The sequence below is a fragment of the Bacillus yunxiaonensis genome (genome assembly GCF_037104695.1).
In the GTDB taxonomy this organism is placed as follows: Bacteria; Bacillota; Bacilli; order Bacillales; family Bacillaceae_G; genus Bacillus_A; species Bacillus_A yunxiaonensis.
Genome location: NZ_JBAWSV010000004.1, coordinates 517017 through 531550, shown reverse-complemented (window position 1 = coordinate 531550; position 14534 = coordinate 517017). Strand labels below are relative to the sequence as shown.

Sequence of the window (14534 nt, the reverse complement as noted above, 5' to 3'; positions counted from 1 at the left end):
CTCCAGCTCTTAAAAGCGGACCGTTTTCCAAATCCATACTAGCTTGAATTTTAGTAGACTGTTCATCAACCATGGCATACGCTTTTTCTAATGGGAATGCGGTGTAATCATAGCTTTCTACCGCTACGAATTCACTATCCGCTACAGATAGAATGATTTGTTTCCCATCTTTATAAGTAGCTCTTAACATATCATGATGAATGGTCAGCGATTTTAACGCTTGCTTCAAAGGTAGAAACGCTAATCCCGTAGGGATTTGTAAGAACACGGATTGGTTAAAATGATGCTTGTCCATTCCTTTATGAGCCATAAACGCTTTTTGAATTGGAATCAGCGGAACTTCTCCTATAACTTCCGATTGGTCAATCTCTAGCACTTCCTCTTTCACTTGAACGCATTGTGCGATTCTTCGAGGTGTTTTTTTGTCCATAATATCTGGAACTTTTAAGCTATATCCTCTTTCTCTTAACTTTGAAATAATTCGGATGGCCTTAATAGAGTCTCCACCTAATGAAAAGAAATTCGCATCGATTCCGATTAATCCATCAATATTTAGCACATCTTGAAAAACTTGTACAATAGCTTCTTCTCTCTCATTTCTAGGTTCAATATATTCTTCTAGGTCTGTAAAACTAGGATCTGGTAAAGCTTTACGATCTAATTTACCTGTTCGAGTTCGCGGAAATTCTTCCAATTGAACAAAGCATGCAGGTATCATATATTCTGGTAAGTTTTGACTTAGTTCTTCTTTTAAATAAGCAGGTTCTACAGAAGATTCTGTAATAATATATCCGCAAATGATCTTCGATCCATTATTTTCTTTCACCAACACTGCAGCATCTGACACTTCTGGTAGTGCTCTTAGCTTACTTTCAATTTCACCCAATTCAATACGGAAACCTCGAATTTTTACTTGTTCGTCTATTCGACCAAGATAATCAATATTTCCATCTGGCGTCCATCTCGCTAAATCACCTGTTCGATACATCTTTTGGCCAGGAAGATATGGATTTTCTACAAATTTTTCTTCTGTTAACTCTGGTCTATTTAAATATCCCCGAGTCATTCCATCACCACTAATACACAACTCTCCAGGAACCCCAATTCCGCAAAGCTGATTCTCATTTAAAACATATAGTTTTAAATTGGATATTGGTTTACCAATCAATACTTTCTCTACATTATTCATGCCTGAAAAATCATAACAAATAGCAGAATCTGTTGTTTCAGTTGGTCCATAAATATTGTAGACCTGATCTAAATTCCTACCAGTACTATTCATATAGTCTTTTAGTAATTCTATCGGTAATGCTTCTGCAGCTAAATACAATTTGTCAAATTGTATTAATTTATCAATTAAATTATGTGCTTTTGCATACTCTAAAATTTCTCTAAACATTGAAGGGACACAACAAAGTTGCGAATTCACCAATAATTCCAAATACTTACCAGGGTTCTTTTTATCATCTTCCGATAGCATTAACAAAGTTCCCCCTGCTATTAAAGTAGGGAAAATTTCAGAAACAGAAGCATCAAATATATAATTATAATTTTGTATAACTCTAGTTTTATTATCAATCTCTCCATTTAAAATTTGCCAATAACTAACATTCACCACACCCCGGTTCTCTACCATTACTCCCTTAGGGGTACCAGTAGAGCCTGAAGTAAAAATGATATAAGCTAAATTATTTGGCTTTGATAGAAGAGGTAAATTAATACTAATTTCAGTTTTATCACTACATAAATCAATTGTTTCTAACTCATTAAACTCAACAAGTAATTTATTTAGCGTTCTGTTTCCTCCTTGGCCAAATAAAATTACCTTTGCCGCACTATTTTGAACCATATAGCTAACCCTATCTATAGGATGCTTCGGATCAATTGGCATATAAGCAGCTCCGGATTTCAATATCCCTAATATTCCGACAATCATTTCCACAGAGCTTTCACTTATTAAACCTACTATGTCATCCGGTTTAATGCCTAAATTTCTCAATTTTTCACCAATAGCATTAGCTCGACCATTAATATCCTTATAAGAATAATTTTCCCCTTCAAAAACTACAGCTACACCGTTAGGGTTTTGCATCGCTTGTTCTTCAAATAATTGTATTATTGTTTTATCTTTAGGATAATAAGCTTCTGTTTCATTAAATTCTTCTAAAATTAATTTTTCTTCAACCCTGTTAATCATGCTTAGTTCACTAATTAAAGAACCAGGATTATTCAAAACATTCTCTAACAATGTTTCATAGTGCTCAGCCATAATCTCGATTGTTTCTTCTTTAAATAGATCTGTACAATATTCCCATCCCACTGTATACCCATCATTTTTTGATATCATAGTTAAAGATAAATCAAATTTTGCAGTAACTATTTCTGGATTAATTATTTTTGCCTCAAATTTATCGAGGTAAACCGCTTCAGAAGCACTCTCTTGAGCAAACATAATATCAAATATTGGATTTCTAGAAGAATCCCTAGTTAAATCAAGGTCTGATAATAAATTTTCAAAAGGGTAATTTTGATTTTCATAGATGGAAAAGCACTTTTCTTTTACTTGTTCTAAATAATTCAAGAAATTTTCGTTACTCTCAACTACTGTCTTAATAGGAAGGGTATTGACGAACATTCCTAACATATTTTGTAACTGAGCATTCATTCTCCCTGAAAATGGCGATCCAATAATAATATCTTTCTGTCTAGCATATTTGCTCAAAAGGATATTGAACACTGCTAAAAAAAAGATAAACTCAGTTGAACTATTCTCTGAACAAAACTTAGCAATTTTAGGATTTAATGCTTTATTAAGATATTTGATTTTTACTTTTCCATTGTAACTTTGTTTATTTTTTCGCGGGAAATCAGTAACTAATTCGACTGTTGGAACTTCTTCCCTAAATTCATTTATCCAAAACTCCTTTTGTTTTGTTAAATCAAGCTTATTTTCCCAAGCACTAAAATCTTTATATTGAATTTTAGGTTTTTCTAATTCTTCACCTGCATATGCTTTCGATAAGTCCCTCCAGATTAGTCCAATTGATTCACCATCAGCGATTATATGATGAATATCAATCATTAAATAAGCCATTCCATCGAATTCTTCAATCAACTGAACTCTCATCAAAGGACCTCTTGTTAAATCAAACGGTTGAATAAAATCTGCATAATAGCTTTCTATATCTTCTATTTTTTTAATGCTACAGTAATCTAATGTAACTAATTGTGAGTCACTAACAATCTGAACAAACTCATTATTATGGATAGCAAAATTGGTTCTCAATAGTTCATATTTTTCAGAAAGGCCTTTAATTGCATCTTGTAACTTATCTTTTTCAATTTTCCCCTCAAAACTCATCATTACAGGCATATTATATGAAATTCCAACATCTTGCGATTGATCAATTGCAAATAATCTTTTTTGAGCAGAGCTCATCCTGTACTTTTTTACCATTTCTATAGCTCCTCCGCTTCACCAATTAGCATATTTTCCATCTCATAAGAAGTATTAATATTTCCTTTTAATACTTCTTCAATTTTTTCACTAATTTTTCTAATAGTCTTCAGCTCTAAAACATCCTTTATGTTGAATTTAATATTGAAATTTGTTTCTATTGAATTTACTACTTGAATAGCTTTTAATGAATTTCCTCCCAAATTAAAGAAATTATCATCTAGTCTGATTCGTTCTACACGTAAAACATTTGTATAAATTTCTTTAACTAATACTTGAGTCAAATCATATTTTTCTTCCACTACATCATCTCGAACTGTTGATAAATTGCCCCGCATTGATAAAGCTTTTTTATCAATTTTCCCACTCGCTGTTAGCGGGTATTTATCTACTACTAAATAGAAACTAGGAATCATATAGTCTGGTAAATTTTCTGATAAAGCATCGTTTATCTGATCTATTAATATTTCTTCCTTTAGCAATAAATAAGCTGCCAAATATTCATTACCAGTATCATTATTAATCATAACAATAGCATCTAAAATATGTTCTATTTTCCTTAATTTTTGTTCTATTTCACCTAATTCAATTCTAAAACCCCTAAATTTTACTTGATCGTCAATTCTTCCAAGGTATTCAATATCTCCATTCTCATTCCATCTTCCTAAATCACCAGTTTTATAGAAAATTTCTTTAGAACCAAACGGACTTAGAATAAATTTTTCATTTGTCATGGTATCTAGATTCAAATATCCACGAGCAATTCCGATACCAGATAAACAGATTTCACCTACTAAGCCAACTCCGCATCTTTGATTATTTTGAATTATTGAAACCTTTGTTCCAGTAACTGGTTTTCCAATTGGGATGCTATTTTCACTTTTAAGTGCGCCAAGATTATAACTCGTTGCACATACTGTATTTTCTGTCGGCCCATATAAATTATAGATATCTTTTATTTTTTCTTTACCTAAACTTTTTATTTTTTCCACCAAATCTAGCGATAACACTTCACCTGCTAAATAGAGTTTCTTAAACTTAAATAGTTCTTCTACCATATTATTATCAACTGCAAAATCAATCATTGTCCTAAACATAGAGGGTATAACTTGAAAATGTTTATTATCTAAGGTTTTAATAAGCTCTCTTGGTTCTAATCGTATTGATTCAGAAATTACCTCTAATGTACATCCATTTAGTAAAGCAGAAAATATTTCTGAAACAGAGCCATCAAATATATAATTAAAATATTGTAAAACGACGTCTTCAGGAGTATATCCGCCAATTTCAGCTTGTGCCTTAGCTAAATTAACAACTCCCTTATGTTCAATCATTACTCCTTTAGGATTTCCAGTTGTTCCGGAAGTATAAATTATATAAGCAAGATTATTTTGATTAAATTTTATCTTTTGATTCTCCTCTACTCCTTCCGCTCTTAAATTTTTTAAATTAATTATTTCTTGTATCATCTCAAGTTCTTCCACTTTTACATTTGATGAATGAATAGGTCCTAGAATTAGAGTCTTAACAGAACTATCCTTTAACATATAATTTACTCTTTTTGTTGCATGGGCTGGATCAATAGGCAGATAAGCTGCTCCCGCTTTTAGAATTCCCAGCATCCCAATAATCATTTCAATTGATTTATCTGTAACCAATCCAATTATTTCCTCTTTTTTTATTCCAATATCGTACAATTTATTACGAACAATACTTGATTTGATGTCTAGTTCTTGATAAGTAATCTCTTCTTCACAATATTTCACTGCTACTTTATTTGGATACTTCTCAACAATTTTTGAAAATACATCGATAATTGTTTCTTTACTGTCTAAAGAATTTTTTTGATTATTAAAGACTTTCTCTAATAGCTCCAATTCTTTTGTATTCGTTACATTAATGTCGTTTAAATTCTTAGAGGGATATAGAATTAATTCTTTAATAATTTGAATTAACTGTTCCGAATATCTCGAAATAGTGGAATTATTAAATAATTCAGCGCAGTATTCCCACGATAATTTATATTCTTCGGTTAACTCTTCTATAGATAAGGTTAAATCAAATTTTGAAACTGTATTTTTAACATCGATCATTTCTAATTTTAAATCACCCAAAATATATTCAGGCATTTCATTATTTTGCAACACAAACATAGTATCAAAAATTGGATTTCTTGAACTATCAGACTCAAATGGAATTTTTTCATATAATTTTTCAAATGGATATTCTTGATGTTCAAAACTCTCTAAGCAATTCTTATGAACTTGTTTTAAAAAATCAATAAGAGATACGCCCTCTTCAATCTCCATTTTTAAAGCCAATGTATTTACAAACATACCAATCATATTTTGAGTTTCAGGATGATTTCTTCCTGCTGTTGGAGTACCAACTACTATTTCCTTTTGTAAAGAATTTTTGTTCAAGAGAATATAGTAAGCACCTAAAAGGAAAGAATACTCACTAATTTTGTTTTCTTTGCAAAATCTCTTTATCGAAGAATGGATTTTAGTATCTAAAACGGTTTTTAACTCTTTTCCTTTATATGATTTATTCTGTCCCCTAGTATAATCTGTATATAAATTTAATACCGGTGCCCCATCTGAGAATGTATCAGTCCAAAACTTTTCATGCCTTAATTCATTTTGACTATTTTTCCACATCGTATAATTTCGGTACTGTATTGTTTGTTTTTTCAACGTTTCACCTTTATATAGCTGTGATAATTCATTGAAGAAAGGTCTCATTGATCCACCATCAAAAATAATATGATGAAAATCCAATAGTAAGTAGTCACATTCACTCATATGAAGTACTTTGACTCTAAACAATTTACTGCTAGATAAATTAAAAGGTCTAATAAATGATTCAATTTCAAAATCTAATTTGGAACAAATAGAACTTTCTTCAATAGAAATTTCATAGGGATTATCAATAACTTGATAGTACTGACCATTTTCAAACTTAAATGATGTTCTCAAAATTTCATGTCTTTGAATTAAATGATTTAACGACGTTTTCAATTTAATGATATCTATTTCCCCATCAGATTTTAAAATCATTGGCACATTGTAAGTAATATTTTCATTTTGTGATTGATCGATAACAAATAACCTTTTTTGTACTTCTGACATTAAAGTTTTCATTCTTTTCCCCTCTTCAAAAATAATTAAATTTAAAACCAAATAATGATTTTTGTATAATAAATTCCCTATTCTACCTATATATGTAAGTATGCATATTTTTTTATATTTTCAATGTTTTTGTCCCTTAAATGTATGTTTTTGTCCTTTAAAATTTAGATATTCTAATGTTATTGACTGAGCTTTTAACCGCATGGTATAAATACATACAACATGACATACAACATGTATTTAAGCTAAGAAGGCGTGAAAATGGCAGTAATAGAAACCCTCAAACATACTTACAAATTGATTCTTGAAGTTGCATCTAATCTTTTTTTAGAAAAAGGATTTAAAAATGTTACTAGTGATAATAAATGAAGACCTAGAACTTTATTTAACAACCAATAACTCACTTGGTAATTCTGAATTTTTAGTTTTTTAAATCATTTTAACTGATGCCTACTTTTCCGATGGATCTACATCAATATTCTGGATGCTAAAAAGTTAAGTCTTTAAGCAATCTTACGTGCTGCCGCTTCCATCGTTTGAGGTGTATGATGGCCAATGCCACTGTAAATTCGTCTTCTGTTGTACCAACCTTCAATATATTAAAGGAGTGCTGGTTTTGCCTCATCAAATGTCACATACCTTGTTTGGTACACTTCTTATTTCTTTAAAGAGGCGTGAAAAGATTCGATGCAAGCATTGTCATACGGGCAGCCTTTTCAACATCAATGAACTCAATTAATTGCGTATCGCTTATTTTCTGGCACATATGGTCATAGCCTTTTTTAAGATCTCATTCTCCTCTTTGAGACGAAACATCTCTTTTTGCATTTGTTTTACATCATTTGATGCCAGTTCCTTTTCGTCTACTATACAATGGGAGAATATTTTTTGATCCATTTATAGACGGTCACCTCTGATACGACATATTCAATACTTAACTTTTTTACTGTTCTTCCAGAACGATAGAATTCGGCCATCATTGTTTGAAATTTCTTCATTAATATTTTGTTGTACTATGGACACTCCTTTGTAAGGACATTTTGCTGAATTAACTTAGTTGTGTCTATATGACGATACTAACTCGAGATGATAAAAAATAGTCAAAAGAAGAATTCAATTTCTCTGAAGAACAACTAGAATATATTGATAAATTCTCACAATCATTTGCTTTACTAATAGATCTCTGGTATAACTTATCAATTTATAAAATGAATCAAAATAAATTTTATAATAAATTTATTTTTTTATAACATATCTGACACTCTTGGATTTCATATTATTAATATTTCTAGTTCGTTATCACAAATTATATTAATTAAAGGAGATTAAAATGAAAAAACAAAATAATGCTCCACTAAAAATATCGAATGTTATTAAAACGTTCAATGGTCATGATGTAATTAAAAAAATTAATTTAACTATTGAAGAAGGCAGTATATATGGGTTGTTAGGACCTAACGGTGCAGGAAAAACTACCTTATTTAAACTCATTACAGGGCTGCAACAAGTAACTAATGGAAAAATTGAGGTATTTAACAGAAATATTGCAACGCAAAAAAAGGAAATATTAAAAAATATTGGTAGCATTATCGAAGTTCCTATTTTTATTGAACATCTTTCAGCTACTGAAAATCTTGCAATTCATCTTAAATATATGAATTGCTCTAACGGTGATATTGCTAAAGCTCTTGAAGATGTAGGTCTCGAACCTACAAACAATCAACCGGTCTCTAATTATTCTCTTGGGATGCGACAAAGATTAGCAATTGCTAGAGCAATTGTCCATAATCCAAAACTACTCATTTTAGATGAACCTATTAATGGGCTTGATCCAATGGGAATTCGAGAAATGAGACAACTTTTCTTGGACCTAGTTCAACATAAAAATATGACTCTCATTATTTCTAGCCATATTTTAAGTGAGATTGAACATATTGCTGACAAAATAGGAATTATTGTAAAAGGCGAATTAAAAACAGAAGTAACTATGGATGATGTAAGAGATGAGCATCCTGAAGGATTAGAGGAACTTTTCTTAAATATCGTAACAGGAGGAGCATTAAAATGCGCGAACTAATTAAGCTTGAACTGAAAAAGGTAGACTTAAAAACATATTTAATTGCTACTGTTGCTATAACTGCTGTTTTGCTTGGTTTAATTACCCTATTGGGCTATGTTTCCTATAATGAAGGTGATGTTGAAATGCAAAATTTCACCTTTTACAAATCCTTAATTCCGCTTGGTCAATCAATGATTCTAGTTGCTTTTGGTGTACTAAGTTCGGTTATGTATTCCAAAATAATTGTTGAAGCTTACAATGCAAAACAAGCCACACTACTCTTTATGTATCCAATAAGCAGAAGAAAAATGATGATTGCTAAATTAGTAAGTGTTTATATTTTTGTATTCTGCGCTTACCTAATAAGCTCATTATTTATCTTTCCTTGTCTTATTCTTATAAATTCTATACTTCATTTTATGTCTGATTCATTCGTATTATCCTATCTTTTAAATAGCTTGATTCAATTTTCGTTGTTAGCAAGTAGTATCGGTGTCATTTCAGTAGGTATTGGTTTTATTAAAAAAAGTGTGCCAACAACAATTCTTTCTTCTGTGATCCTAGGTTCAATATTTTGCAACATTGTATTTAATCTATCTAATAGTGCCAATGTAGCAAATTTATTTAATCTCTTTTTAGTTCTAATATTAATTGGAGCTGTCGTATCAACTCTCTTCTTAACTAATAATGTAAAAAAAATGGAGGTATAGTGTATGGAAAACTTTATTGATAAGAAATTAGATGACTTTTTTGGAGGAGGTAATTCTACATTATTAGGTGCAAATATTCTGTTTAGTATTATTTTAATCATTATTGGGATGGTATTAATTAAAAATCGAAAAAAAGCTACATTTGGTTCTACCCTTATTGTCATTGGACTTGCCATAGGCGTATTTAATCTAATAAGGATTGTACTTTAAAAGTACGATCCTTCGAAAGGTGAAAAAATGAAAAAATACATTTTAAAGAAACCTATTATCTCTCTATTGACTATTCTGTTTACTATTATAAGTTCTTTGGCTACTGTATATGTCGCTTTACTCTTACAAGAGGTTATTGATCTAGCTACCAAAAAAGATTTTAATCAATTTGGAAAGACAATAATTATCGCGCTAATCTATTTCATTTTGCTTGGGGTATTGAAATACCTTAGTACACTATTTGGAAAGAAAATGATTCAGATTATTACACAATCTATGAGAACAGACATTTTTTTAGGCATCATGAACAAAAATACAAATGAGTTTGCTAAAGTTAATTCTGCTGATTATATCTCTTTATTAAGTAATGATATTAAAATAGTTGAAGAGAATTATCTGCTTCCTATGTTAGAAATTTTATCTAATATAGCTGTCTTTGTAGGTACTTTAGTACTCATCCTAAAATTCAGTCCTATTGTCGCTGCATATTTATTTGTTGCTCTGTTTGTTATGTTTATAGTTCCAAGCTTGATTGGAAAAAATATGCAAGCTAAACAAAACGAATTAGCTGCACAATATGCTTTATTTACAAAATCAATAAAGGATTATTTTTCAGGGTTTGAGGTAATTAAGTCCTATAATATGAATAAATTCATTAAAAATAAATTTTTGGATGAAAATAAAGAGTTAGCGCAAGTAAAGTATAATGCTGATAAGCTTCTAACATTGAATGCAACTGTATCAGACGTTCTTGCGACTGTCTCTATGCTATCAGTAATTTTCATTGGTGCTTATTTAGTATTAATTGATAATATTACTGTTGGAGCATTAGTTGCGCTTATTCAATTAAGTAGCTTTTTTGTAAACCCAATTATGATTATTATGCAAAGTGTACCTAAAATAAAAAGTACTAAGCCTATTTTAGAAAGAATCGAAAGTAATGCTTGTATTCAAAATGATAATATCTCAGGATCTCCTGCAACATATGAAAATGAAATCATTTTAAATAATGTATCTTTTTCATATGACAGTGATAGCGAGAAAAATATTTTGAACAATATATCTTTACGTTTTGAGAAGGGGAAAAAATACGCAATTGTTGGTCCAAGTGGATGTGGGAAAACTACTTTAATAAAGCTCTTAACGGGAAATTATCAAAATTATTCTGGTGACATTTTTTATGATGAAACTAGTTTAAAAGATTTAAACAGAACAAGTTTAAATAATCTATTATCAGTTTTACATCAAAACGTTTACCTTTTTGATTCTTCTTTTCATTTTAATATTTGCCTTCACAATAATTACAATGTAGAAGAATTTAGAGAAGCTATTCTATCTAGTGGTTTAGATGGACTTATTGAAGAAAAAAATTCAGATGTTCACTTTTTGGTTGGAGAAAATGGCGCTAATTTGTCAGGTGGTCAAAAACAGCGTACTGCATTTGCAAGATCCATTATAAGAAATCCGCAACTACTAATCTTAGATGAAGGTACATCTTCATTAGATATTAAGACATCTAGAGATTTAGAAACAAAACTCTTAGCACTTAAGGATACTACTGTAATTTCAATCACACACAAAATTGATGAAAGTATCCTAAATCAATATGATGAGATTATTTATATTGAAAAAGGTTCCATCATTGAACATGGTTCATTCAGTGATTTAACAGTTAAACAAGGTTCTTTCTACAACTTCTATAGTAACCAATTAGATACTATTCCTGACAAAGTTTTAGTAAATTAATTAGTCAGAAAATTGGATATAAAGAAACAAAAATAACATAATTGAAAGGATATAATTATGAAGTTATTTTGTTTACCTTATGCGGGTGGAAGTTCAACTATTTTTTATCATTGGAAAAAAAATCTATATCCTAAAATTGAACTCGCCTCTATTGAACTTCCTGGTAGGGGAAAAAGAAGTAATGAACCACTAATCGAAAATTACGATTTACTTATTAATGATTTATTAGATTTTATTGATACGAATACTAAGTATGGTGAAGAAATTCAATTGTTTGGGCATAGTTTGGGCGGACTGTTAGCCTATTCAATAGCAAAATACGTTGAAAAAAATACGTTTTCTAAATACAAAATTAAGCATCTATACTTGTCAGGTACTAGACCACCAAACGTTATTTTGGAGGATTCTTATTCTATCTCTTCACTTCCAAATAAGGAATTTATTTCGAAACTTACTGAATTGGGTGGAATGGATGAAGAAATCCTGAATTGCCAAGAATTAATTGACTACTTATTACCTTCAATTAGAGCTGATTTTCTCGTTTTAGAAACTTTCAATGATATTAATGATGACTACAAATTGAAGTGCCCTACTACTTTGATAAATGGAATCAATGACAGCTCAGTTATATTTCATGAAAAAAAATGGGAAAATTATTTAGAAAATATTGAGAACATCACACGTTTTGAAGGGGGACATTTTTTTATTAATGAATACCCTGAATTGATATGTAAACTTATAATAAACAATCCAATTCATACTTTTCAAAAAACATCATATTAAAATATGATGTTTTTTTATGTTTCGCACAACGGAAGTTCATTTCTCGTATAAAATAATTAGGTTAAAGAATTATAACTTCATTTTTGATTGATAAAGCGAACCTTCCATCAGTGGAGAGTTTTTCATCTCCTACTGATGGAAACTCTCACCAATCGGGCGATGCTAGCAGTAAGCCCCCCACCTTTATTCCTCGCTTCTCTCTGAATCTTAAGGTGGGGTCTTATTGCTCGTTAATGCGGGATAAAATAAGTAATAATATCATCCAAAGCTATTTCACTAATTGTTTCTATTTCTGCCGCTAAATAACATACCGCAGCTTTATAATTATTGCTGATAGAAAGTAATGCAAACTTTTCCTTTTTTTCTTCATTTGATTGAATCACTTTTATATTTTTATCTACCATTTCAAAGCAAAATGAATTAAGAGGAATTGTTAATCCTTTTCCAATATATTTTATATAACTTTCTTTCAAACACCAGTATGAATAAAAACACTCATATTTTTTTGACTCAGGTGCGGAAGCAATTTCATCATATTCACTATCGCAGAAAAAGTTGTGCGCTATAGCTATATCTATGTCCTGAATTTTCTCTATATCTATTCCGATATTTTGATTACTAATAGCACATATGAGATAAGATCCAGAATGAGACAAGTTAAAATATATGCCATAATTACAATCAATATATGGTTTTCCAAATTCATTTTTTTTAAAATAAATATCGGAATTTTCAATATTTGAATTCTTACAAATTGTATATCTGACAAGTAACTCCCCTAAAATTGAGCGTATTTTATCTTCCTCAAATTTAAACCTTTTTATATTATTCACTCTCTCGGATGAAATAAATTGTTTCAAAGCTAATAGCTTATTAATAGTTACATCCTCATTAATTTTTACGTAATTTATTATCAACATAATTTGCACTCCCCTTTAAATAAAGTGAAACTTCCATCAGTGGAGAGTTTTTTCACCTCCCACTGATGGTTAGTTGAACCAATCGGGCTTTTACGGGCAGTTATCCCCCACCTATCTTCCTCGCTTCTCTCTGCAGCTTGAGATGGGGGTCGTACTGCCCGCGAATAGCGGGATAAATATGGAGGATTTGTCAGAAGACAGGAGGCGTTACTTAGTTACAGTAACACCTCCTGTCTTTTCTTAATTATGTATTACACATTTTCATTGCAAAAACATGATTAATCAGTCGTTACACCGATAAACATGGAAAGATTACCTGTAATCTTTTCCCCTACTCGTAAAAATACACCAGCTGCTTCTCCGCCAATTAAGTGAGAGCCAATTAACAATTTTCCTGTATAATCTCCGTCCCAAGTATCAATTGTACAATCTGGCATTTCTATATATTTTTGATAAATTTTATTTTGATTATAGTAATATTCCGTTTGATCTTCTTCAATAATTTTTCCATTATTAATAATAGAAACACCGCCGCCTTCACGTCCGAAGTATGCTTTAGATACATAATCCTCATTTTTGAGAGGTTCGTTCGTAAAATATGTAGGTGAAAAATATTTTTCAATTACTTGCTGTTCTTTTGTTGTAAACCATTCATTCTTTTCATACAATTCCCAAATCAATGCAAGTATTGCTTTATTTTGCATCAAAAATGCAGATGGTGGATTAATAATTTTAACCCGTCCTTGTGCAATGTGATCTAAAAACTGTAATCCTATTTTCTTTCCACCTTCATCCGTATCATCTACCAAATATTCTAATGGATATAATCGATACAAATAGTTAATTTTAGCACCGTCTGGTGTATATAAACCCTCTTTCGCTACAATAATACTTTGAATTCCAACGTAATCACTCTGCACAGTGCAATGCTTACGTATAAATTGTACCGTTTGATAATCTTCTTCATGCCAATCGTAGCTGGTAAAATGAATTTTTTCATAGGGCTGAATATTGTAATCCTCAACGATTTGTTTCCATGTTTGTTTCAGTTTTATCTCAATTATGTTCGGATGTGATACTCCATGATAATCACATAGTACTTTATTCGCAACAGATGGCTCTAAATAACCTGTAGGAGTATCTGAATTCATTTCAATTAGTTTAATATCATAATCATTGACAATAAAATCGAAACGAGTAAAATATGAAAATATGTTTTTATGTTCCATTCTAGCCACTTCCCATGTTTCAATTGGGAACTTTAGCTTTAAAAAACTTTCTCTATGCTCACATAAATATTCGTATGTCCTTTGGAAAATATCCCTTACATGAACTGTAGCAATTTGGATAGCTTCAAATTGCGTAGCTGACATTCGGTATATACCCGTAGACATGTATTGGCACCATTCATCGTTTTCTCGTAAACTCGGCCATGTAAATCCGCCTTCAGCTGCTTTTTCAGAAAGTGAAAACCATTTTTTCATATATTGTTTTTCTTCATATTCAGACAGCATCTAT

At 30.6% G+C, this 14534-nt stretch carries 9 protein-coding genes and 1 pseudogene; 5 read left to right on the top strand and 5 right to left on the bottom strand.

The annotated features are described in order from the left end of the window. From WAX78_RS14805 to WAX78_RS25200, 3 genes and pseudogenes are all read right to left on the bottom strand, one after another. Window positions 1–3457: non-ribosomal peptide synthetase (locus tag WAX78_RS14805; RefSeq protein WP_336483012.1), on the bottom strand; the 3457-nt coding region annotated here is incomplete at its 3' end. Between the two features lie 2 nt (window positions 3458–3459). After that, entirely contained in the window at window positions 3460–6600 is a 3141-nt protein-coding gene (locus WAX78_RS14800) for a non-ribosomal peptide synthetase (RefSeq protein ID WP_336483011.1), read from the bottom strand. Window positions 6601–7300: 700 nt separating this feature from the next. Beyond that, window positions 7301–7586, bottom strand: a pseudogene (locus tag WAX78_RS25200) (transposase); the annotation flags it as partial. Between the two features lie 332 nt (window positions 7587–7918). Between WAX78_RS25200 and WAX78_RS14790 the strand changes: the two are divergent. From WAX78_RS14790 to WAX78_RS14770, 5 genes are read left to right on the top strand one after another with little or no spacing between them, the layout of a single operon-like run. Beyond that, complete coding sequence (locus WAX78_RS14790; RefSeq protein ID WP_336483010.1) at window positions 7919–8665, top strand: ABC transporter ATP-binding protein; 747 nt, start codon at window positions 7919–7921, stop codon at window positions 8663–8665. Next, entirely contained in the window at window positions 8653–9357 is a 705-nt protein-coding gene (locus tag WAX78_RS14785) for an ABC transporter permease (protein WP_336483009.1), read from the top strand. Before WAX78_RS14790 ends, WAX78_RS14785 begins: the two co-directional genes overlap by 13 nt. A gap of 3 nt (window positions 9358–9360) precedes the next feature. Beyond that, window positions 9361–9567: a hypothetical protein gene (locus WAX78_RS14780; RefSeq protein WP_336483008.1), complete on the top strand. Its 207-nt coding sequence runs from the start codon at window positions 9361–9363 to the stop codon at window positions 9565–9567. A gap of 27 nt (window positions 9568–9594) precedes the next feature. Beyond that, the gene (locus tag WAX78_RS14775) at window positions 9595–11313 is read left to right on the top strand and encodes an ABC transporter ATP-binding protein (RefSeq protein WP_336483007.1); all 1719 of its coding nucleotides are present in this window, start codon (window positions 9595–9597) and stop codon (window positions 11311–11313) included. A 57-nt stretch (window positions 11314–11370) separates the two neighbouring features. Continuing rightward, window positions 11371–12096 carry a thioesterase II family protein gene (locus WAX78_RS14770; RefSeq protein WP_336483006.1) on the top strand — a complete coding sequence of 242 codons (726 nt, stop codon included), beginning with the start codon at window positions 11371–11373 and terminating at the stop codon, window positions 12094–12096. 230 nt (window positions 12097–12326) lie between these two features. Here WAX78_RS14770 and WAX78_RS14765 read toward each other — a convergent pair whose 3' ends face one another. Together WAX78_RS14765 and WAX78_RS14760 are read right to left on the bottom strand one after the other, a co-directional pair. Further along, window positions 12327–13016, bottom strand: coding sequence for a 4'-phosphopantetheinyl transferase family protein (locus WAX78_RS14765; RefSeq protein WP_336483005.1), 690 nt, complete (start codon window positions 13014–13016; stop codon window positions 12327–12329). Between the two features lie 278 nt (window positions 13017–13294). Beyond that, window positions 13295–14530 (bottom strand): glutathionylspermidine synthase family protein, encoded by a 1236-nt coding sequence (locus WAX78_RS14760; RefSeq protein ID WP_336483004.1) that lies wholly within the window; start codon window positions 14528–14530, stop codon window positions 13295–13297. Between the last annotated feature and the right edge of the window lie 4 nt (window positions 14531–14534).